The sequence below is a fragment of the Rhizobium sullae genome (assembly GCF_900169785.1).
GTDB classification, from domain to species: Bacteria; Pseudomonadota; Alphaproteobacteria; order Rhizobiales; family Rhizobiaceae; genus Rhizobium; species Rhizobium sullae.
Map to the genome: position 1 here is coordinate 1 of NZ_FWER01000073.1, position 20,872 is coordinate 20,872.

The window sequence follows — 20,872 nt, forward strand, 5'->3', positions numbered from 1 at the left end:
GCAATTCAAGGCTTAGCGAACGACGAGATCCGCGCAATTCTCAAAGATGCCCTGGCACGGGTGCTTGCGGAGAAGCGAAAATAGTAAGGACCATCGGTCCTTGCGAAAGCGCACCAAAAGGAGAAGGCCCATGCGCACCCGACACGTCGTCATCGGACTTGTTGTCGTTCTGGTGATCGCTTTTGTTTTGCTCATCATCAATCCATTTGGCAGCAATATACCTGAGCAACAAGGGCAGCCACCCACCCCTCCCGCACAGAACCTGTCGCAGTGATGAAAAGGCAGAGTATGGATGAACAAGCAGCAGAGGCCAGACCAAACTAAGAAGCCGCCCCCGACTTTCTCTGCTGAAGACGTCCGCCAGGGTGAAATCATCCTGAAGAGGCGTTGGCAGCGCTTGGTATTCATCGCCGGTTTGGTCGGCATCATACTACTCGCGCTTCTCTTGCGAGTCTCCGCCACCGTGTAATGCTTTGCCGTTGCTAACGTGACCAGTTCCTTCACAAATTTGACGCACGATGCTTCGGCGTTCATTCTCCTTCTATGATTAGCGGCGTACTTCTCGATCTCGCTGGCGTCATCTATGACGGCGAGGAAATCATACCGGGCGCAACAGATGCTGTCGCGCGCTTGCGCGAAGCCGGCCTTCCTATCCGGTTCGTGAGCAATACGACGCGCTCGAACAAGCAGGCAATCTTAAAGCGGCTGGACGGACTTGGGCTTTCTGTCACAGGTGACGAGTTCTTCACGCCTGCGCAAGCTGCGCGGAAGTGGCTCGAGGAACACGATCGATCGCCATACCTTCTGGTTCACCCCGACCTCGTGCCGGATTTCCAAGGCTTGGCAGGAGGGCAAGGGAAGGCTCTTGTTGTCGGCGATGCCGGCGAGGCTTTCGATTACCAGACATTGAACGCGGCCTTTCGAGAATTGATCGAGGATGCCGAATTCCTCGGGCTCGCGCCAAACCGGACTTTCCAGGATGCTGATGGAAAGCTCAGTCTCGATGCGGGCGCATTCATTACGGCACTGGAGTTCGCAAGCCAAAAGCGCGCTATCATTTTGGGAAAGCCTTCCCCCGAATTCTTCCTATTGGCGCTCGCTAGCATGAATTGTTCGAAGGCGGAGGCCGTAATGGTCGGCGACGACGCGGAAACCGACGTTGCGGGCGCCCTACAGGCCGGACTTTCCCAGGCGCTGCTCGTCCGCACGGGCAAGTATCGTCCGGGGGACGAAACCCGGTTCAGGCCGCCGCCAACTGCGACGGTCGACGATATTTCCGCCGCGGCCGACTGGATTCTCGCGGAACACAACACTTGGCGGAGGGAATGATACCGAGCATTCCTCTGCTCAGAGGCGTTTTGGGGCGGCTACCGCGCGCTATATTGGCGGTCTCCACTGCTTAAGGCTGGACTACGTCTTCGGCCGGGGCAACGAGAGCGACGCACGAGCGGGCGCCTGCGGTTCGGCGGCTGGAACGGTGTTATTGCGGGCCGGGCGTTTCAGCGAAATCGCGCTCTTGCTATTTCGGCTTCGCTTTGACGACGGCGGATCAACGCGACCTTCCTTTGGAAGCGAAATGACTGCCTTGAGTCCGGGATTGTTGGGGTATAGCGCGATATCGCCGCCATGCTGGCGCGCCACCGCACGAGCGATTGACAGGCCCAGCCCAACGCCTCCTGTGTCCCGGTTCCGAGATGTTTCCAGCCTAAAGAACGGAGCAAATACCTTATCGGTCATGCCCTCTGGGATGCCTGGGCCGTTGTCTTCAACCACGATATCCACGCCGGCGGCCGACTGCTGGACATAAACTCTGGCGTGGCCGGCGTAGCGGACCGCATTTTCCGCCAAATTGCGGACTGCGCGGCGGAGACCATCTGGACGGCACCGATAAGTCGTCTTATCTCCGTCCATATACACCACCGGCAGGCCAATATCGGCGAGGTCGTCACAAATACTGCTAACAAGCGCCTGCAGTTCGATGGCTCTCGTCTCCTCCACGGTCGACTCGCCCTGCGCGAATGAGATGGCTGCCTCGGTCATGCTCCGGAGTTCGTCGATGGTAGAGACCATCTTCTCTTGAACTTCGGCATCCTTGACGAATTCCGCCCTTAGTCTCAGAGACGTCAACGGCGTGCGGAGATCGTGTCCAATTGCAGCCAGCATCCGGGTCCTGTCCTCGACAAATCGGTGAAGGCGTTGCTGCATTCGATTGAAAGCCTCTGAAGTGCGACGAATGTCGTCAGGTCCTTCCTCCGGAAGCGGTGGCAGGTTTTCGCCTCTGCCCAAAGCTTCCGCCGACACCGCAAGGCGCCGCAACGGGCGGGCAATCCGGCTGGCTATGAAGACGCCGATCAGCGATAGAATCAGGGCGGTTGTTCCCAGGGATGTCAACGACTTCGAGTTCCACCAGGATGTAGTGTCCACCTTGTGGTAGGCGCAGTTCAACCAGACACCGTCATTTAACCTGATGGCCAGGCCATATCCGCTACGGCCATCAAAGTAGACGAACTTTGCAGGCTGAGGCTGGTTCCAAAGCACCTGCATGGGGCTGGTCCAGTTCTCACCAGAATTTGCCTTTGCAACATCCTGTGCGCTGAGGCGGGCTCCAGCGGAGCTCGCATTCAATCCAAACTTCTGGCTGAGATCAACGAAGTTATCCAGAGGGCGCGCCAGCTCCTCGACAGCGCGGCTGCGCCATACGGTAGGATTCGAAATGTCCTCATTTGAGAGCCAGAAGCGCGAGTAACTCGTCTCGCTTGCCAGCAGCACTCGCTCGCGCAGTTCCGGTGCAATTGTTTCCATCAACCGCGTTATCGACGCAGATCGACTAAAGAACTCGCTTTTCATCGCGGCCTGCAAAGCCTTGGCGCGCTCATCCCAAGAGATCAGAAACGTAATCGCCTGCGACACGACGAGGGCGAGAAGCGTAAAGCCGATGAATTGAGCAGCGAGGCTACGTCTCCACCAGTAGATCATTCATAACCTACCTCGACCGAGAGGCTGTAGCCGCCTCCCCAATGGGTCCTGATGATCGAGGGGTTTTTCGGATCTGGCTCGATCTTTTTCCGCAAGCGGCTCACTTGATTGTCGATGCTACGGTCGAAGATATCCGCCACCTTGCCTACAGTAAGATCAAGGAGCTGCTCACGGCTGAGAACGAGACCTGGGCGTTCCAAGAAGACCTTGAGAAGACGAAACTCGGCGGTACTGAGGGGTACACCGACGCCATCATCTCCTGCAAGTTCTTGTCTGCCCATATTGAGTTTCCAATGCCCGACACGAACCACCTTCGCCTTCGTGGATTCGCGCTGCTGTGCCGGAAGACTGTTTGCCCTGCGTAACACGGCGCGAATCCTGGCGAGCAGTTCGCGTGGGTTGAAAGGCTTCACTAGATAGTCGTCGGCGCCAAGTTCCAAGCCGATGATGCGGTCGGTATCTTCCGCCATTGCCGTCAGAAAAATGATCGGCGTGTCCGTCGCTGCTCGAAGTTGGCGGCAGACTGAAAGTCCGTCCTCGCCGGGCATCATCACATCGAGCACGACGAGGTCAACGGCAGTCCGCTCGATGATACGACGCAATGCAGCGCCGCTGTCGGCAACGCTGACCCGGTAACCTTGCTCTTCAAGATATTTGCCAACGAGGTCCCGGATGTCTCGGTGGTCGTCAACGACCGCGATGTGAGCTGCTTTCTGCATGGGCAATGTCCGTCCTGATCGCAGCATCTTATAGAAGGGAGTACCCGTCCGCATCGGAAAAAATGTATCAAAGTTTCACAGCCCAAAGTGCTGCTGTGGATCGGGCCTGCGCGAACGAACGCCATGTTTGCCGGCGCAGCGGCCGTCAATTCTTGGGTGGCAGAACTGCCGACGGAAGATCACGGGCAGGAGAAACGCCGCTACTTTCGATCTCTTGGTGCGTCACGCGTCGTCATGGAAGCAACGCTACAGCTTTATCTGTCGCGAAGATTTACCTGCCTGAGCCCAGCTTGTAACAAGATGTCTCAAAGTTCACTGCTGTTGTCATGCATCGCAAAAGCGCGCAACAAGCGCGTTTCGTGACGCACCGAGTATGCCGAAACCGTCTGTGTTCTAGGGAGATCGGCGGTTTAAGCGTATCTCCCAACTGCCGATCAAGTTTCCCGCGCCTCGACCCGCCTCCCACAAGGCGCCGCGACAGGTCTCCGACATCTCGGGCACATCCCTGCGACATCTTCCCCCTATTCTGACAACCGTACCCGCTCAGCGAACTCGAACGAAGCATTCAGCAAAGGAGACCAAGTCATGAGTGTCGAACTTTGGCAGGTCACCATCATGCGAAAGGTCCTGAACGATTTTTGCGCCCACCACGATATGTCGGTCCGTGATCGAACCGCAATCACAGCCGCAGGGTTCTTGATGAAGTTTGCGACCGAAGGAGAAGCCGACGCAGGTGAGTTTCGGACAAGACTGGACGAAGCGATGCTTGAACATCTCCTCGAGCGAAACTCGGTCGCCAAGCAGCACGGCGGCCACATGGCTCGAACTGACAAGTGCGCCAATCCTTAAGCGCCGTCGGCGGTCGGCCCGTCGCCCTGCCGCGGCCGGTCGGCGGCAACGACATCTATCGAAAAGTCCGCGACCGAGCCTGCCCTATAGCCGGTTGATGCATCGCCCTCGAAGCCATAGTGACCGGCCCTTCACCGCCTTCCTGTTCGATCAGTCGAGATCGTCACGGATGCAGGCCTTGAAGTGTCCTTTCGCCCCTTCTCGTAGCGGTGGCACTATGTTCGCACAGGCCTCGATCGCGACCGGGCAGCGGGTACGGAAGACACAGCCGCTTGGAGGATTGGCAGGACTTGGGATATCACCCTTGAGGATCTGCCGGCTCGTGCGTCGAGCCGGATCGAGCGATGGAACGGCCGAGAGCAAGGCGCGCGTGTAGGGATGCTGCGGGCTTGCATAGAGCTCCCGGCTGGGCGCCATTTCCATGATCCGCCCGAGATAGAGCACGACGACGGTATCGGCGACATATTCGACGACCGCAAGATCATGCGCGATGAACAGCATGGTAAGGCCGAGCCGTATCTGCAGGTCGCGCAGAAGGTTGACGATCTGCGCCTGGATCGAAACGTCGAGCGCCGATACCGGCTCGTCGGCGACGAGCAGGTCAGGTCCAAGCGTTAGCGCCCGCGCAATGCCGATGCGCTGGCGCTGACCACCGGAAAATTCGTGCGGATAGCGGGAAATCGCTTCGGGCGGCAGGTCAACCGATGCGAGAGCCTCAGCGGCCTTGGCGATCCGCTCCGACTTGCTGCCGATCCGCTGGATATCCAGCCCTTCCATGAGGATTTCACCGATGGTCATTCGGGGTGAGAGGCTCGCGAAGGGATCCTGGAAAATATACTGGACGCGCGCGTGCAGGCGGCGGAGTTCCTGACGCGTGAGGCTCGTCGTTTCGACATCGTCAAAACGAATGCTGCCGGAAGTAGGCGCGATCAGTTGCGCGACCATGCGGCCGATGGTTGTCTTGCCGCTGCCGGATTCCCCAACAAGGCCGACGACTTCGCCGCGTCTGATGTTGAACGAGACATCCCGGACGGCACGGACGACCGGGCCGCGCCCAAATGCCACCGGGGCAAAATCTTTGGTCAGCCCACTGACCTCAAGGAAGTGTTGCTGTGACATCCTTCAGATCTCCTGCCACCGGATGCAGCGGCTGAACTGGCCCTCGCCGGCGTCGACGAGCGGCGGGTAAGCCTGCGAGCAGGCCTCTATCCGATAGGGACAGCGGGGAGCGAATGGACAGCCCTGGGGGAGGTTCATCAGGCTCGGGACCGATCCAGCGATGGTCGGCAGCGGCGTACCCGCTTCCTTGAGACGCGTCGCAGTTCCGAGGCGCGGCACCGAGCGCATCAGCCCCTTGGTGTAGGGGTGGCGCGGATGGGAGAACACTCGCGCCACGCGACCGGTCTCAACGAGCGAACCGGCATACATGACAGCCACGCGGTCGGCGATCTCGGCAACAACCCCGAGATTATGAGTGACGAACAACATGCCCATTCCGCGTTCCTGTTGCAGCTGGGTGAGCAGATCGAGGATCTGCGCCTGGATGGTAACATCGAGGGCCGTCGTGGGCTCGTCGGCGATCAGCAGCGTCGGATTGCATGACAGTGCCATGGCAATGGTCGCGCGCTGCCGCATGCCGCCCGATAGTTCGTGCGGATATTGTCCGGCACGCCGGCGCGGGTCGGGAATGCCGACATCCTCCAGCAACTGGATGGCATCCGACAAGGCCTCGCGACGGGACTTGCCTATATGAATGCGGATTGGTTCGGCGATCTGCTCACCGATTGTATAGACCGGGTTGAGGCTGGTCAGCGGTTCTTGAAACACCATACCCATGTCGTTGCCGCGCACGCGGCGCAGTGCCTCGCCGCCAATGGCTTGCAGTTCGACGACTTCTCCCGTCTTTCGTCTGAGGCGAAGCGTGCCCGCGGCGATACGGCCGACGCCGCGCGGCAGGAGACCCATGATCGACAAACTCGTTACCGACTTTCCCGAGCCGGACTCTCCCACCAACGCAACGGTTTCTCCCGTCGCCACAGTGAGATGGAGGTCGCGCACGGCGACGACCTCGCGATCGGCGATGTGAAACTCCGTGGTCAGTCCCGAAATGTCGAGGATCGGCTCGGTGCTCATCATCAATCCAAAAGCCCGGTTTGGCGCAGAATGCGATCGATGATCGCCGCCTCTTCGTCGTTGAGGGATCGTTGCGGACGGGCCATGATGTTGGTGTCGATGACCCCCAGCCTGCGCATCGCGGTCTTGAAGGCACCGACGCCCGCGGAGCCTGCACTGGTCCTCGCCAGGCTGACCCAGACCATCTCGAAAAGCTGGCAAAGCCGCTCCTGCTCCCGGCGCGCCGCGATAAAATCGCCCGCCTGGCATAGATTCCAGAGGCGCACATAGCCGTGCGGATCGACATTGCCGAGGCCGGGCACGATGCCATGCGCTCCCATGTTCACGACGCTGTCGGCCACGATCTCGGATCCGGTCATGGCGAAGAAGTTGGGTAAATCAGCCGTGTCGGTCATGACATAGCGAAGATTGCCATCATCACCGCTTGAATCTTTAAGCCCAGCGATCGTGCCTTCACGGGCGAGCGTGACGGTGGTCCGACGTTCGAGCTTGGTGCCGACGCAGACCGGTATGTCGTAGGCAATCACCGGTATGTCGACCGCCTCCCGGATATAGCGAAAGTGATCGATGGTCTCGGATTGATTGGTGCGCGTATAGAACGGCGCAGTCACGACAATCGCATCGGCACCCGCCGATTGCGCTACCCTTGCGTGGGCAATCACGCGCTCTGTCGTTGGATCGATTACGCCAACCAAGATCGGCACGCGGCCGCGCACTTGCTCCACCGCATGTTCGATGATGCGCCGCCGCGCGGCTTCGTCATGAAACACGACCTCGCTGGTCGATCCGAGAACGAACAGGCCGTGCACGCCACCATTGAGCAGATGGTTGATGACACGTGTGAATGAAGGATAATCCACTTCGAAAGCCGTGGTGAGCGGAGTGACGACGGGTGGAATGACGCCGGTAAACAGGGGCATGTGCGACCTTTCAGTTAAGTTCGGAGCGCGGGTCGAAGGCATCGCGAAGCCCATCACCCACGAAGTTGATGGCGAGAACGGTTACGACGAGCGCCGCGCCAGGGAACATCCATTGCCAGGGATAATTTTCGAGCACGTTGGTCGCGCGGGCGGCGTTCAGCATATTGCCCCAGCTCGCTTCCGGTGGCGTGACGCCGAGCCCAAGGAATGAGAGGCCTGCCTCCAGCAGGATCCCGCTCGCCACCTGCAGGGTGGCATAGACCACGAGAATATCGATCGTATTGGGCAGGCCATGCCGAACCAAAAGGTGCCAGAGGCCGGCGCCCATGCCGCGTGACGCCACGACGAAGTCCCGCTCACGCAGTTCCAGCAGCCGGGCCCGTATCATGCGCGAGAGAACCGGCCACGAGAGCAGCGAAATCACGAGGATCGTCGGCATGATGCCGCTACCGACGATCGAGGCGAGGACCAGGAGGAAAATAACTGGCGGCAAGGTCATGGCAAGGTCTACCAGCCGCATCGTTACACCATCAACGACGCGCCCAGCGAAGCCGGCGACCGCTCCGACGAAGAAACCGATGAACGTGGAAATCGCCATCGAGGTGGTTGCTACCAGCAGCGAGGTCTGCCCGCCCTGCAACAGCCGCGCCATGATATCGCGCCCCACGCCGTCGCTTCCAAGCCAATGGGTCGATGAGGGGCCGTGATTCATTGCCAACAGGTCGATGTCATTGGGCCTGTAAGGCCACCATAGGTCATAGGTGAGCGTGAGCAGCAGGATCGGAATCAGGATAACCGAACCGGCCACGGCCGCTCCGTTGTTGAGAAAGCGCGACATAGCACGACGGATGGGGCCGGCCGAACGGGTATTCGTCAAGCTGGTCATCTCACGCTACCTTGATACGCGGATCGACGGCGGCATAGGCGATGTCGGTCAGCAGGTTGACAAGTATGACGCAGGCGCCGGTGAGCAGCGTCGCACACATGATCACGGGATAGTCGCGCCGGACGACCGCGTTGATCATCAAGAGGCCCATGCCCGGCCAGTCGAAAACGCTCTCTATGAAGATGGCACCGCCGATGGCGATGCCGATGGTCGACCCGATCAACGTGATCACCGGCAGCAAGGCATTGCGCACAGCATGTTTGACGATGACCCAGAACTCGCGGACGCCCTTGGCGCGCGCCGTGCGCACGTAATCCTGCGACACCACCTCAAGCAGCGAAGAGCGCATGTACCGCATGATCAGCGCACCATGGCCGATTGACAGCAGGACGGCCGGTAGGATGAGGTGCGCCATCAGGTCGCCGACGGAAAAGGGAGCGCCTGGCGTCAGCATCCCGCCGGCCGGCACCCACCGCAGGACGACCGCAAACATGTAGAGCCCCAGCAGCGCCGTCAGGAAGGCCGGGCTCGAAATTCCGACGAAAGCCGCTGTTGAAAGCGAGAGATCGGTGAGCTCGTTGCGCCGGACCGCGGCAAGAATGCCGGTCGCAATTCCAACGACGACGGAGATGGCAAGCCCGCTGAACATCAACAGGATCGTCGGTCCGATGCGGCCGAGGACAAGCGGCAAGACCGGTTCGCCGCCGCGCTGGATCGAATAGCCGAAATCTCCGGTAACGGCCGCACCCAGCCAGGCGAGATACTGCACCGGCAGCGGCTGGTCGAGACCAAGGCGCGTGCGCAGCACCACAAGGTCCGAGGCCGACATCGGGACCGATGGGTTGATATAGGCATCGATGGGGTCGCCGGGCGTAAGCCGCAGCAGCGTGAAGATGAGGACGGTCAGCGCCAGCAGCATCAGCAGGCCGACAGCCGCTCGGCGGAGGATGTATTGCAGCATGTTTCACCAACAGGGCCAGCTCGAGATGCGGCCGGACATGATAGTCCGACCGCCTCGGCTCACCCGCACATTATGGAGCGATATCCCACTTCTCGGGATGGGAGACGAACGGACCGCCACCGGGAGCCGGCGTCCAGAAGAAGTCCTGGAGCTTGCCTGACACGACGCCATAGCGGCTTGCGACCCACATCGGGCTCCAGGGAAGTTGAGCGTTCATTTCCCTGCAGACCTGCTGCCACTTGGCATCCGCCTGGGCCGGATCGGTTTCCGCCATCGCGGTGTTCAATGCCTCGGTGAGCTGAGGCATCTCGACACGCATGATGTTGTTGCCGGCTGGCGGTATCTGGGCGGCATTCAAGCCGACGTTGAGCGAGGCGGGGTTTGGCCCGTTCTGCAGCCCGGCATAGACCAGCGGGAAGTCCGGCCACTTTTCGCTTCGCACGATCCCGTTGTAGCTCGGGACGTCGAGGGCGCGCGGAACCACGTTGATGCCTACCTGCGCCAACATCGCCTGGATCGCGGCCATGACGTTGGCGACCTGCGGCGTATTATAATAGGTCAGCCACGGGATCGGTTTGTCGCCATTGATCTTCTCCCAGCCGGCTTCCGCGAGCAGGTCTTTCGCCTTCTGCGGGTCATAGGCATAGTCGCTCAGATCCTTCGGAACGAGCTGCGGCGCGACATAGCCGCAGTTGGCCAGCTTGGCCGCGCCGCCAAACAAGCTTGAGATGATCGCGTTTCGATCGATGGCATGCATGACCGCCTGACGCACGCGAAGGTCGTTCCAGATTCCAGCCCTGTGGTTAAAGCCGATGTAGTTCACGACATAGGAGTCGCCTTCAATGACACGGAAGTTGTCATTGCCCTTGAAGGTCTTGGCGTCGTCGGGTTCGGCGAAGGTGAATTGGATTTCTCCCGCCGAAAGCGCCGAGACGGCTGCAGCGGGATTAGCGAAATACCGGTTGATCAGGCGATCAACCTTCGGCCTGCCGCCCCGATAGCCGTCATAGGCCGCCATTTCGACATACTGATCGCTGACATACTTCGTGAACTTGAAAGGACCGGTGCCGACCGGCTTTGTCGACCACCACGGGCTCTTGGCAATTTCCTTGACGTCCATGGACGACAAGGCGTGTTCCGGCAGCATCATCACCTGCGACAAGACGGACAGGAATGCCGAGTTGGGTTTGCTAAGCTTGACGACGGCCGTGTGCTCGTCAGGCGTTTCGATCGATGCGATGCCAGCGAGCCGCGCGGCGAAAATACTGCCGCTCTCGGCGTTCTTGGCGAGTTCCAGAGTGAACTTGACGTCTGCCGACGTGAAAGGCTTGCCGTCGTGCCAATTCGTTTCGACAAGCTTGAATGTGTAGGTCAGATTGTCTTCGCCGACGGTAAAATCGGATGCCAGCGCACCGACAAGCTTTGAGAGATCGGACGTGTAGATGACCAGCGGCTCGAAGTAAGTGTTGAGCCAGGTGAAGCCGGCGGTGGCGGTTTGCGGGTTGAAGTTGCCGGGGAAACCGCCCGGCCCGACGTCAAAGCCACCGGTAATGGTCTTTTCCGTCTGCGCCGCAACCGGCGCAGGCACCATCGCCGTGGTGACGGCTAAAGCAAAGGTCGCCGCTGCCAGAAGGCGGCCGAAATTCCGTCGATGCATGCTCTCCTCCTCTTGTGTTGTTTATTTTGTTACTGGACCGGCTCAGCCCCCTCGGGCCGGTTCATCGCGATGACTCGCCTAATTCCGGAATAGTGTTCGCTCAGACGCTTGCGCGCAGCCTCGACATCTCTGGCCGCCACGGCCTCGACGATCTCATGATGATCCCGCCAGGTCGCCAGGGGGTTAGGACTGGCCAGATTTGCGAAGCCCGAGGCCTTGTAGAAAGCAGACCAGAAGATATCGATCAGCGCGCTCAGCATCTTGTTGTTCTGGCAGCGGAACAGAAGCTGATGAAATTGCTGATCTTCTTCGGCAAAGCTTTCACCCTGTTCGGCGTGCTGGCGCATGCGATCGGTAATGCGCCGAAGCTCGGCAAGGTCCTGCTCGTCCATCATCTCGATGGTTCTGTCGATGAGGCCGGCTTCCAGCACGCGGCGGATCTCCAGCAGCTCCTCGACATCGCGCAGCGACGCCTGCAGCCCGTAGGCGAGGTTATCCAGCAGCGGCCCAAACGAAAATTTCTTGACGAAAACGCCGATGCCGCGCCGCGTCTCAAGGATGCCCACCGATTCCAGCGCCTTGATCGCCTCACGCACGGAATTTCGACCGACCCCCAACTGCTGCGCCAAGAAAGTCTCAGGCGGCAGAGCAGCACCAGCCGCAAGATTATTGTCCTCGATATAGCTGCGCAGGCTCTCCTGAACGCTGACGTGCAGAAGCGGCGGGCGCTCCAGCGGCTTTATCGGCTTGGCCAAGAATGACCCCCAGTGCAATTTCGCTTCGATGCGCTAGGTATATCGACTTGTAGGATATCTTGCAAGTCGATATATGAAAGATAGATTTGAGTGGGGAGAGACGGCTTGCCGCTGGCAGCCCCGCGCGGATCCGGGTGCCGCAAAAGGGAGGTGGATGTGGCAATTGCAAAATTCGAACGGCAGGATGGCCGATGGGGCCGCATTCGAGGAAATTGGGCGACGCTGCTGCTGCCGATAAACGAGGACGATTCGATCGATTTCTCGCGCCTCACTGATGAAATCGACGAGCTGATCGCGGCCGGTGTGGACGGTATCTACTCCAACGGCACTGCGGGTGAATTCCACAATCAAACAGAGGCCGAGTTCGACGATATCCAACAACTGCTGGCAGATCGCTGCAGCGCCGCTGCGACGCCTTTTGTCGTCGGCGCCTGCCAGGCTGATCCCCGGATATCCCTTGAACGCGTGCGTCGGGCGGCAAAGCTCAAGCCGGAGGCAATCCAGGTGATCCTTCCCGACTGGTGGCCGGTGACAGGGGCGGAGGCGACAGATTTCCTCAGGATGGCTGCTGAAGCAGCCGGTTCGGTACCGATGATTCTCTACCAGCCACCGCATTCCAAGCGTGTCTTTGCCCCGACCGAACTGGCTGCGATCCTCGCACCGGTACCGCAGATCGTCGGCATCAAGCTCGGAGACGGAGAATCATCCTGGTACGAGCAAGCCCGTCAGTGGCTCGACGCGTGGGGAATTTATGTTCCGGGCCATCATCTTGCGACAGGCGTCGAACAAGGCGTCGCGGTTGGGGCGTTCTCGAACGTTGCCTGCCTGAGCCCCTCGGGGGCTCAACGATGGACCGCGTTGATGGCCAGTGACATCGCTCAGTCGCTCGAGGTGGAGAAGCGGCTGCGCACCTTCCTTGAAGTCCACATAGCGCCCCTGGCAAAAGTGCACGGCTATTCGAACGCCGCACTGGACAAGCTGTTGGCAGCGATCGGAGGATGGGCGGACATCGGCACGCGGCTCCGCCGGCCGTATCGCTGGATCGATCCCTCGATCGTTCCGGAATTGCGGGAAAAAGCCAGGGCCGCCCTCCCGGAAATTATGCCGTAATCATCGAGGTAAACATCATGATACCGCCAAACATTCTGATGATAATGACAGACCAGCAGCGTCGAGATACGCTTGGCGTCTATGGCTGCGACTGGATCCCTACTCCCAATCTCGACCGGCTCGGCGACGCCGGTGCGGTTTTTGAGTGCTGCACGGTCGACAATCCCATCTGCACCCCGTCACGCGCCAGCATCTTGACGGGCAAGCCGGTGCCAGGTCACGGGGTGCTGCGGGTGCACGATAACCTGCCGCTAGACGAGACGTTGTTCACTGAGCGGCTGCGACAGGAGGCTGGCTATCGGACCGCGCTTTTTGGCAAGCTGCACGTCAGCAGCCGGGTGCAGGAGGCAGACCATCGGCACCCGCATGACGGTTTCGATATCTATGAATGGTGCCTGGAACCGTCGGTCGCCATGCAGAGCCCCTTCAACGGCTATACCGCCTGGCTTCGCGAAACTGGGCCGGACTTCCTCGCAGCCCTTCAGCGCAACGGCCGCCGCGAACTTCATCATCCCGAGGACCTGCACATGAGCAGGTGGGCAGCGGACCGGACCATCGCGTTCATCCAGTCGATGCAAGCAGAACGGCAGCCGTTCTTTTGCCTGATGAGCCTGTTTGATCCCCACGATCCCTATGAGGATTATCCCTCCACGTTTCGGCATCGAATTGACGCGGCGAAGATCGCAGATCCGGTCGTTTCGCGCACGACGCAACCCGAATGCGTCCAGAGGGAGCAGCAAGGGTCCTATCTCGGACGTTTCACGGACTTCTCGCCGGAGGAAATCCGCAAGATCCGCATCGGCTACGCCGTTTCGATTGCGTTCCTTGATGAGCAAATCGGCCGAGTTCTAACGGCACTGGACGATGCGGGTCTGACTAAGGATACGCTGGTCATCTTCATGTCCGACCACGGCGACCAGCTTGGCGACCATGGGCTCTTCGTCAAGGGAGCCGCGCTCTACGAGCCTACGGTCGGAGTGCCGCTGCTCCTGCGCTGGCCAAGTCATCTCGCCGCCGGCACCCGATGCACTGCACTTGCACAGGGCCGCGACGTTGCGGCCACATGTCTTGCGGCAGCGGGCCTCGACACGCAATCATGCCCCGAGAGCGAGGACCTCGTGGCCATGGCATCGCAGAACGCAACGAAGCGCAGCAGCGCAATCTGTGCTTACCGCAACTCCGGCGTAAACGACAGCGGCAGCCTCTGGGATCCGTCGATGCAGGCGACCATGGCGCGAGACCAACGCTTCAAGCTTACTCTCTACACCAGCGACGGCTCGAGCCAACGAGAGCTTTTCGACCTGCAGACCGACCCACGAGAGACCGCGAACCTCTCAGGCGACCCCACCTACGCCGCGATCGAGCTCATGCTGCTTAACGACATCACCTCGTTTCTCCACTATGAAGCAGCGACAGCAATTCCGCGCGCCACCTCGTCCATTCCCAACGCGACCCAGCGGCTGCAAAACAGAATAAAATAGAACTCCTCGCCCTGGGGTGGCCATTTAACCGGCTCGGCAGTAACGCGGTAAAAGTCGTCGAGGATGGGCACTCTCGGGGGAGCCGCGCTCGACGACTGTTGGTCTATCGACCATTTGCCTTGTCAAGTCGTATTCAAAACTCCGAAATGCTCACTGACGATCGGGACGGATGCCAGATACAAAGCTGCTATCACCGAGCAAGTGGCAAACTGACACCAGAGGCCGAGGCTCTAACCGCCGCTGAATGAAAGTTTAGTGGCAGAAGACTTGAAAACGGTGCTTCGGGTTTCTCTTCTTCCTCTCTCACCTCCCGAGATCTCACGATATCGCGCCTCCTGCAGCATCCGTAAATATGCTGGCTTGGGAAAGTTACTTAAGGCTCGCCTGTTAGAAACCATTAGAAACGCGACGGCGGCCCCTCAGTTGCCCTGGAGGAGAAGCGAATGCACGATCGAACGATTGGATTCTTGGTGGGCGCCGAATTGTCGGCAATGTTCTGGGCTGGTCTGTTTCTCACGCTCGGGCATTTTTAACAGTCGTCCTGCCGTAGTAATGTCGCGGCTGAGGTAATTGCCTTGAACAGCTGCCCCGGTCTTTTCAAGAAGCGATCGATTACAAGCGTCGCAGGATCCATTTTTTTTGCGCCATACCTCTGAAGCAGGTTAATCCATCGCAAACCAGTCTGATGATACAACCGGGATTCAGCCGAGCTGTAGGAAAAAAGATGACGTCAGGCAGTTGGGAGCAATTCGCAGGCAATCTTGCATTTGTGACGCTTGCCGTTGCCATGTGGGCGCACTTTTCGACCTGGTATCAGAAATCGCTGATCGGGCTTGGAAGGCCTCTTTGGGGAATTATCGCGGGCATCACGTCCGTCGGCTCCATGATGCTTGCGATCCAATTCGGGTCCGGCATCTACATCGATCTGCGTTTCGCGCCACTTGCACTTGCAGGGCTTTTTGGCGGCGCGCTTGCGGCTGCGATTGCGGCAATTCCGGCGATCGTCTTCCGGGGCACCGCCGGTGGTGCCGGAGCCTTCGACGGCGTCGTTGCGATACTGGTCATCAGTGCCATAGGCGCGGTAGGCCATTTCGCCTTTCGACGGCAAACGGCTGACATTTACAAGCTCGCGGCTGTCACCACGGGGCTTGGGCTCGGATTGTCCATTATGTTGGTGACCCTGCCCAGCCTCACAAAGTCGGGAGCGGCGTCGGCTTTTGGCGGTCCGCTTGTCCTCATGAACTGTCTGGCCACGATCGTCTGTGGTCTGATCATGCTGAAGACGGCCAGATTGAAGCTGGAACGGCAGGTGCTGGAAACCGCTTTCTCACAATCGCCCGACTATCTCTATGTGAAGGACCGGGACAGCCGGTTTATTGCTGTCAACAACAACATGGCGCGCCTTTTTCACTTCTCCTCGCCGGCTGAGATGTTCGGACTTTCGGATTTCAGTTTGCGCACGGCTCCGGACGCGGAAGACTTGTACCATCGAGAGCAAGAGATCATTCGTACTGGCAAGCCGCTTGTCGATTTCCTCGAGCGCATGGGAGACCGCCACCTGCTGGCATCAAAAGTTCCCCTCCGGGACAGCGAAGGGCAGATTATCGGTCTTGCGGGCGTGACACGGGACATTACCGAGCGCGTCGACCTCGAGCGCGAGCTCCGTGAAAAACGGAACCTGCTGACGCTTGCCATGAATGGCATGTCCGAAGGCTTCGCAATGTTCGACAAGAAAGGCTTTCTTATCTTTTGCAATGAGCAGTATCGGAACGCCTTCCCGTTGTCGCGCGACGCGCGGGTCATTGGTGCGCACATCACGAAAATTCTTCAACGCATAATCGAAGCCGGTGAACGGATCGGCTTGCCGGAGGAGACGCCAGAGAAGTGGATCGAAGCGGCGGCGGCGACCTTGCATATGAACAAGGACGAGGAGATCCAGCTCAAGAACGGTGATTGGCGCGCCCTCAAGACGCGTCTTGCGCATGACGGGACAGCTATGGTGGTTGTGTCGGACATTACCGTGACGAAACAGGCTGAAGCGGCGCTCCAGCTTTCTGCACAGCAACTGAGATCGCTCGCCGACACGGACGGTTTAACGAGCCTGGCAAATCGCAGAGCCTTTGACGCCGCCTTCGCGCACGAGGCGGAGAAGTGTCGTGAAACCGACGCCCCCTTGAGCGTTCTGATGATCGATGTCGACAGGTTCAAACTGTACAACGATACCTACGGTCATCTTGCCGGCGACGAATGCCTGCGTGCCGTGGGGAACTGTCTGGGAAAATCGGTGAAACGGTCGACTGATATTGTCGCGCGTTATGGTGGCGAGGAGTTCGTGGTATTGCTTCCGAACACCGATGAAACCGGGGCCATGGCTGTGGCGGAAGAATTCAGGCGCCTCCTCAGCCAGAAAAATCTTCCCCATGCAACCAGCGAATTCGGCAGGGTGACGGCCAGCATCGGCATATCTTCGACCGAAGGAGGCGTCTCGCAGACCGACGCGCAAAGGCTCCTGGCGGCAGCGGATGCGGCTTTGTACGCGGCAAAGGAACAGGGCCGCAATCAGATCAAGGTGCAATCCCCTACCGACCAGATATCGGCTGCAAGAGCAGGGTGATAATCTACCTGCCGACCTCCGCGGGGTCACCGGAAGCTCGCGCGGCATCGGTCGCGCCCTCTCCTAGGCGGTTCTGCAAGCGGGCCATCGGCTCGTGGCCAAGAATCTTAACGAAGACAGGTGCATCACCGCGGTTTCTCGCTGGCATCATTGGCAATAAAGGCGTGCAATGCCGCCGCTACAGGTGTGCCAGCGACGGCGAGATCGCGTACCGTGCTCATGTGATCCCCGTCTGCAACCTGCGACGCTCGCGCTTCAAGCCCTTGGGCGGCAAGAATGTCCCTGAATGCATTTGCCTGGGTTTTGAAGGGGTTAGTTTCCAACTCGCCGGTCATGATAGTTACGCTCGTTGCAGGATCGTGCTCTTGACGCATCGGCGTAAACAGTCGCACCTCCTCATCGCTCAAGGCGATCTCGTCGCGCAGGAAAGACGTCTGCAAGGGTTCGAGATCATATATTCCGCCGAGCAGGAAAGCAGCAATTACGCCCGAGGGCGCTACCGAGCGATTGAAGAGAAAGGTCGCAAGATGTGCACCAGCGGAGTGGCCGCTGACGGAAAATCTATTCGGTGTCGCGCCAAAGCGACCGGCGTGCGCCAGCAGGAAAGCCTTGGCTTTCAGGACCTGACCGACTAGGACGTCCATCCTCGCCATGGGCATCAGGGAATAATCGATGATGGCGGCGACAGCCCCGGCGCGGGTGACGGTCTCAGCGACGCAGGAATAGTCCTCCTTGGAGAACATCCGCCAATAGCCACCATGGATGAACATGTGGATCGGCATGTCCGAGCCGGCACCATTTGGCAGGAAGATGTCGAGCGTCTCGCCCGCCTCACGACCGTAGGCGACGTTGGCCTCCATCGCGACGGTGCGGCGGGTGACAAGGCTGCGGGCACGGATATCGCCGACAATGTCGTCGAACCCTGCGACATGGTCACGAATGCGGAACGGATCGGCGGCCACAGGTTCCTCCTTTAGAAACTTGTCGCAATGTACTTGGCTTCCATGAACTCCGCGATACCGTGATGCTGCCCTCCTTCACGTCCAAGGCCGCTCTGCTTCACACCGCCAAAGGGGGCGGCGGGATCGGAGACCAGTCCACGATTGAGCGCGACCATGCCTGCCTCCACCTTCGAGGCGACGCGCATGCCACGGCCGATGTCGCGGGTATAGATGTAAGCGGCGAGGCCATATTCCGTATCGTTGGCGATGGCGACGACCTCTGCCTCGCTCTCGAAACGGTAGAGCGGCGCGACCGGACCGAAAATCTCCTCGCAACCCATGTCGGAGGCCGGGGAAACATCGGCAAGCACCGTCGGCAGATAGAAAAAGCCGCGTCCTGCCGGTGCCTGTCCGCCGCAGAGAACGCGCGCTCCCCGCGAAATCGCGTCCGCAACGAGCCGGTCGATCTTTTCCACCGCCTTGCGCGTGATCATCGGACCGCATTCCGTATCCGAATCCACACCCGGGCCGACCCTGAGGGCGGCCATCCGTTGGGTGAATTTCTCCGCAAAGACATCGTGGATACCGGACTGGACATAGATGCGGTTTGCGGCCGTGCACGCCTGCCCCGCATTGCGCATTTTCGCTACCATCAGGCCCTCGATCGCCGCGTCGATATCGGCATCGTCAAACACGATGAACGGTGCGTTGCCGCCGAGCTCCATAGAGCAGGAGATGACATTCTTCGCCGCTTCCGCCAGAAGCATACGGCCGACGCCCGTCGAGCCGGTGAAGGACAGTTTTCGAACGCGTGGGTCGGCAAGCAAGTTGGCGGTGACCGGGCCTGGCGTCGATGTCGTCAGCACATTGACGACGCCTGGCGGCACGCCAGCCTCCTCGTAGAGGGCGGCAAGCGCATAGGCCGTCAGCGGCGTCTCGCTCGCGGGCTTCAGGATGACGGTGCAGCCCGCAGCAAGGGCTGGCGCGATCTTGCGTGTCGCCATGGCGGCTGGGAAGTTCCACGGCGTGATGAGAACGCAGATGCCGATGGGCTGGTAATCGACGACGATCCGGTTCGTGCCGGACGGGGCGATGCCGAACTCGCCGGAGATGCGCACCGCTTCCTCCGCGTTCCACCGGAAGAATTCCGCCGCATAGGCCACCTCGCCGCGCGCGTCGCGCAACGCCTTCCCGTTCTCGAGCGAAATGAGTGTGGCGAGCGTTTCGGAGCGTTCCATCATGAGTTCGAAGCAGCGGCGCAGGATCTCGGAACGCTTTCTCGGCGGCGTCTCGCGCCAGCCTTCCGCCGCGCTTGCAGCGGCCTCGACGGCCGCCGCCGCATCCGCGACGGTCGCATCGGGCACCGCGGTAATGACTGCCTCGGTCGAGGGATCGATCACCTGGATCCGGCTCTCGCCCGCGGCAGACCGCCAGGCGCCGCCAATATAAAGGCCATCGGAGAACGAGCTGAACCCGAAGCGATCGTGGCCGGGCTGCGAAGAATGCTGGTTGACGTTCATGATGTTTTCTCAAGGTCAGAGGGCGGAAGCGGCCAGGTCGCCATCATAGGCGGCGCGCACCAGGCCGCGCATGGCGGCCGAATCCAGGGAACGCGGATTGTTCTTGATCAGACGGCCAATCCCAAGCGCCTGCTCGGCGGTCCAGTCGAGCCGGTTTTCCGGCAGGCCAAGCGTGGCGAGCGTCGGCGAGATGCCGATGGCGGCGAAAAGGCGGCTCACCTCGCCGATTGCCGCATCGGCAAGCGTCTCCTCGTCTTCCACACCGGCGGCATCCAGCCCAAGCGCCCTGCCGACAACAGCAATTTCGGCGCTCGCGACGCGGCGATTATAGGTCATTACATAGGGAAGCATGGTCGCGACGCCGAGGCCGTGCGCCGTATGGGTCACGGCGCCGACCGGATATTGCACCGCATGGGCGGCTGCCGTGCCCGCCGTGCCGAAGGCGCAGCCTGCCGCGAGCGCGCCCATCATCACCTCGGCGCGCGCATCGATGTCCGAGCCGTTGGCGAAGGCATTTTCCAGGCTCCGACCGAGGAGCCGGATGGCATGCAGCGCGAACTGGTCCGAGAGATCGCTCTTGCCGACGAAGACATGCTGCTGCGCGAGTTCCGGATCGCCGGGCCGGCGCATCGCGGTGAAGGCCTCGATCGCATGGGTCAGGGCGTCCGCACCGGCAATTGCGGTGAGCTCCGGCGGGCAGGAGAGAGTGAGTTCCGGGTCGCAGATCGCCGCTGCCGCAATGAGGTAGGGGCTCGAAATGCCGACCTTCAGCGTGCGGTCTGGATCGGAGATGACCGCCACGGGCGTGACCTCGGAGCCCGTGCCCGCCGTCGTCGGCACGGCGATGACCGGCAGGACGGGTCCCGGCACCTTGAACTCACCGTAGTAATCGCCGAGCCCGCCGCCATGGGTGAGCAGCAGCGAGGCGCATTTGGCCATATCGAGGCAACTGCCGCCGCCGATGCCGATCACCATGTCGGGCGCAAAGCCGCGCGCGGCCTCGACGCAAAGTGCGACCGTATCGCGCGGCACGTCCGGCAGCGTCTGGTCATGCACCAGCACAACGATGCCGGCAGCTTCGAGCGCGGCAATCATTTCGGCGAAGACGGGTGTCGCGGCAAAACGCGCGTCCGTACAGACGAGTGCGCGCCGGCCGGTCCTGCCCGCTACACTCGCAAGCGCATGGCGCTGGCCGATACCAAACAAGATTTCGCGCGGCAGCCTCAGGACGGCAAATAGGCTCATGATCTTTGCCCTTCGAAGGCCAGAATTCGGGAGCGGGAAAGCGCGTTGAGGTCTTCCCAGAGGCGCTGGTCGACATCGAAGCCGTTGCGGCTCGCTGCCGCCCGC

The 20,872-nt window shown here is 60.3% G+C and carries 18 protein-coding genes and 1 pseudogene; 6 read left to right on the top strand and 13 right to left on the bottom strand.

What is annotated here, in order from left to right; genetic code table 11:
• Window positions 1-130: 130 nt before the first annotated feature.
• Window positions 131-274, top strand: a complete 144-nt coding sequence (locus tag BN1800_RS41780; RefSeq protein WP_156915272.1) for a hypothetical protein — start codon at window positions 131-133, stop codon at window positions 272-274.
• 269 nt (window positions 275-543) lie between these two features.
• Window positions 544-1,329, top strand: a complete 786-nt coding sequence (locus BN1800_RS35400) for a TIGR01458 family HAD-type hydrolase (protein WP_087004964.1) — start codon at window positions 544-546, stop codon at window positions 1,327-1,329.
• A gap of 81 nt (window positions 1,330-1,410) precedes the next feature.
• Here the strand turns inward: BN1800_RS35400 and BN1800_RS35405 are convergent, their stop codons facing one another.
• Window positions 1,411-2,976 (bottom strand): sensor histidine kinase, encoded by a 1,566-nt coding sequence (locus BN1800_RS35405; RefSeq protein ID WP_084606456.1) that lies wholly within the window; start codon window positions 2,974-2,976, stop codon window positions 1,411-1,413.
• Complete coding sequence (locus BN1800_RS35410; protein ID WP_027510061.1) at window positions 2,973-3,695, bottom strand: response regulator; 723 nt, start codon at window positions 3,693-3,695, stop codon at window positions 2,973-2,975. Before BN1800_RS35410 ends, BN1800_RS35405 begins: the two co-directional genes overlap by 4 nt.
• Window positions 3,696-4,280: 585 nt before the next feature.
• Between BN1800_RS35410 and BN1800_RS35420 the strand changes: the two genes are divergently transcribed.
• The gene (locus BN1800_RS35420) at window positions 4,281-4,544 is read left to right on the top strand and encodes a hypothetical protein (RefSeq protein WP_027510059.1); all 264 of its coding nucleotides are present in this window, start codon (window positions 4,281-4,283) and stop codon (window positions 4,542-4,544) included.
• A gap of 150 nt (window positions 4,545-4,694) precedes the next feature.
• Here the strand turns inward: BN1800_RS35420 and BN1800_RS35425 are convergent, their stop codons facing one another.
• From BN1800_RS35425 to BN1800_RS35455, 7 genes are all read right to left on the bottom strand, one after another.
• Window positions 4,695-5,663 (bottom strand): ABC transporter ATP-binding protein, encoded by a 969-nt coding sequence (locus BN1800_RS35425; protein ID WP_027510058.1) that lies wholly within the window; start codon window positions 5,661-5,663, stop codon window positions 4,695-4,697.
• Window positions 5,664-5,666: 3 nt separating this feature from the next.
• Window positions 5,667-6,677 carry an ABC transporter ATP-binding protein gene (locus BN1800_RS35430; protein ID WP_087004993.1) on the bottom strand — a complete coding sequence of 337 codons (1,011 nt, stop codon included), beginning with the start codon at window positions 6,675-6,677 and terminating at the stop codon, window positions 5,667-5,669.
• A 2-nt stretch (window positions 6,678-6,679) separates the two neighbouring features.
• A complete protein-coding gene (locus BN1800_RS35435; protein WP_087004967.1) occupies window positions 6,680-7,597 on the bottom strand; it encodes a dihydrodipicolinate synthase family protein in 918 nt (305 codons plus the stop codon).
• 10 nt (window positions 7,598-7,607) lie between these two features.
• Window positions 7,608-8,483, bottom strand: a complete 876-nt coding sequence (locus BN1800_RS35440; protein ID WP_027510055.1) for an ABC transporter permease — start codon at window positions 8,481-8,483, stop codon at window positions 7,608-7,610.
• 1 nt (window position 8,484) lies between these two features.
• Window positions 8,485-9,444: an ABC transporter permease gene (locus tag BN1800_RS35445; RefSeq protein ID WP_087004970.1), complete on the bottom strand. Its 960-nt coding sequence runs from the start codon at window positions 9,442-9,444 to the stop codon at window positions 8,485-8,487.
• 70 nt (window positions 9,445-9,514) lie between these two features.
• On the bottom strand, window positions 9,515-11,101 hold the full coding sequence (locus BN1800_RS35450; protein ID WP_087004972.1) for an ABC transporter substrate-binding protein: 1,587 nt from the start codon (window positions 11,099-11,101) through the stop codon (window positions 9,515-9,517).
• A 29-nt stretch (window positions 11,102-11,130) separates the two neighbouring features.
• Window positions 11,131-11,856 carry a FadR/GntR family transcriptional regulator gene (locus tag BN1800_RS35455; protein ID WP_087004975.1) on the bottom strand — a complete coding sequence of 242 codons (726 nt, stop codon included), beginning with the start codon at window positions 11,854-11,856 and terminating at the stop codon, window positions 11,131-11,133.
• Between the two features lie 156 nt (window positions 11,857-12,012).
• Here BN1800_RS35455 and BN1800_RS35460 point away from each other — a divergent pair, with 156 nt between their 5' ends.
• From BN1800_RS35460 to BN1800_RS35470, 3 genes are all read left to right on the top strand, one after another.
• Window positions 12,013-12,966 (top strand): dihydrodipicolinate synthase family protein, encoded by a 954-nt coding sequence (locus BN1800_RS35460; RefSeq protein WP_244564775.1) that lies wholly within the window; start codon window positions 12,013-12,015, stop codon window positions 12,964-12,966.
• A gap of 17 nt (window positions 12,967-12,983) precedes the next feature.
• The gene (locus tag BN1800_RS35465) at window positions 12,984-14,447 is read left to right on the top strand and encodes a sulfatase family protein (protein ID WP_179213983.1); all 1,464 of its coding nucleotides are present in this window, start codon (window positions 12,984-12,986) and stop codon (window positions 14,445-14,447) included.
• 724 nt (window positions 14,448-15,171) lie between these two features.
• Window positions 15,172-17,061 carry a diguanylate cyclase gene (locus tag BN1800_RS35470; RefSeq protein WP_244564776.1) on the top strand — a complete coding sequence of 630 codons (1,890 nt, stop codon included), beginning with the start codon at window positions 15,172-15,174 and terminating at the stop codon, window positions 17,059-17,061.
• Window positions 17,062-17,186: 125 nt separating this feature from the next.
• On the opposite strand, the gene BN1800_RS35475 is transcribed toward BN1800_RS35470, so the two are convergent.
• The 4 genes and pseudogenes from BN1800_RS35475 to BN1800_RS43715 form a co-directional block, all read right to left on the bottom strand.
• The gene (locus BN1800_RS35475; RefSeq protein WP_087004984.1) at window positions 17,187-18,023 is read right to left on the bottom strand and encodes an alpha/beta hydrolase; all 837 of its coding nucleotides are present in this window, start codon (window positions 18,021-18,023) and stop codon (window positions 17,187-17,189) included.
• An 11-nt stretch (window positions 18,024-18,034) separates the two neighbouring features.
• The gene (locus BN1800_RS35480) at window positions 18,035-19,522 is read right to left on the bottom strand and encodes an NAD-dependent succinate-semialdehyde dehydrogenase (protein WP_087004987.1); all 1,488 of its coding nucleotides are present in this window, start codon (window positions 19,520-19,522) and stop codon (window positions 18,035-18,037) included.
• 15 nt (window positions 19,523-19,537) lie between these two features.
• A complete protein-coding gene (locus tag BN1800_RS35485; protein WP_087004990.1) occupies window positions 19,538-20,767 on the bottom strand; it encodes an iron-containing alcohol dehydrogenase in 1,230 nt (409 codons plus the stop codon).
• Window positions 20,764-20,872, bottom strand: a pseudogene (locus tag BN1800_RS43715) (Ldh family oxidoreductase); the annotation flags it as partial. The gene BN1800_RS35485 and the pseudogene BN1800_RS43715, both read right to left, overlap by 4 nt.

Excerpts from the sequence above, each read along its gene's own strand:
- BN1800_RS41780 (WP_156915272.1), top strand. The coding sequence starts at position 131 with ATGCGCACCCGACACGTCGTCATCGGACTTGTTGTCGTTCTGGTGATC.
- BN1800_RS35400 (WP_087004964.1), top strand. The coding sequence starts at position 544 with ATGATTAGCGGCGTACTTCTCGATCTCGCTGGCGTCATCTATGACGGC.
- BN1800_RS35405 (WP_084606456.1), bottom strand. The coding sequence starts at position 2,976 with ATGATCTACTGGTGGAGACGTAGCCTCGCTGCTCAATTCATCGGCTTT.
- BN1800_RS35410 (WP_027510061.1), bottom strand. The coding sequence starts at position 3,695 with ATGCAGAAAGCAGCTCACATCGCGGTCGTTGACGACCACCGAGACATC.
- BN1800_RS35420 (WP_027510059.1), top strand. The coding sequence starts at position 4,281 with ATGAGTGTCGAACTTTGGCAGGTCACCATCATGCGAAAGGTCCTGAAC.
- BN1800_RS35425 (WP_027510058.1), bottom strand. The coding sequence starts at position 5,663 with ATGTCACAGCAACACTTCCTTGAGGTCAGTGGGCTGACCAAAGATTTT.
- BN1800_RS35430 (WP_087004993.1), bottom strand. The coding sequence starts at position 6,677 with ATGAGCACCGAGCCGATCCTCGACATTTCGGGACTGACCACGGAGTTT.
- BN1800_RS35435 (WP_087004967.1), bottom strand. The coding sequence starts at position 7,597 with ATGCCCCTGTTTACCGGCGTCATTCCACCCGTCGTCACTCCGCTCACC.
- BN1800_RS35440 (WP_027510055.1), bottom strand. The coding sequence starts at position 8,483 with ATGACCAGCTTGACGAATACCCGTTCGGCCGGCCCCATCCGTCGTGCT.
- BN1800_RS35445 (WP_087004970.1), bottom strand. The coding sequence starts at position 9,444 with ATGCTGCAATACATCCTCCGCCGAGCGGCTGTCGGCCTGCTGATGCTG.
- BN1800_RS35450 (WP_087004972.1), bottom strand. The coding sequence starts at position 11,101 with ATGCATCGACGGAATTTCGGCCGCCTTCTGGCAGCGGCGACCTTTGCT.
- BN1800_RS35465 (WP_179213983.1), top strand. The coding sequence starts at position 12,984 with ATGATACCGCCAAACATTCTGATGATAATGACAGACCAGCAGCGTCGA.
- BN1800_RS35470 (WP_244564776.1), top strand. The coding sequence starts at position 15,172 with ATGACGTCAGGCAGTTGGGAGCAATTCGCAGGCAATCTTGCATTTGTG.
- BN1800_RS35480 (WP_087004987.1), bottom strand. The coding sequence starts at position 19,522 with ATGAACGTCAACCAGCATTCTTCGCAGCCCGGCCACGATCGCTTCGGG.
- BN1800_RS35485 (WP_087004990.1), bottom strand. The coding sequence starts at position 20,767 with ATGAGCCTATTTGCCGTCCTGAGGCTGCCGCGCGAAATCTTGTTTGGT.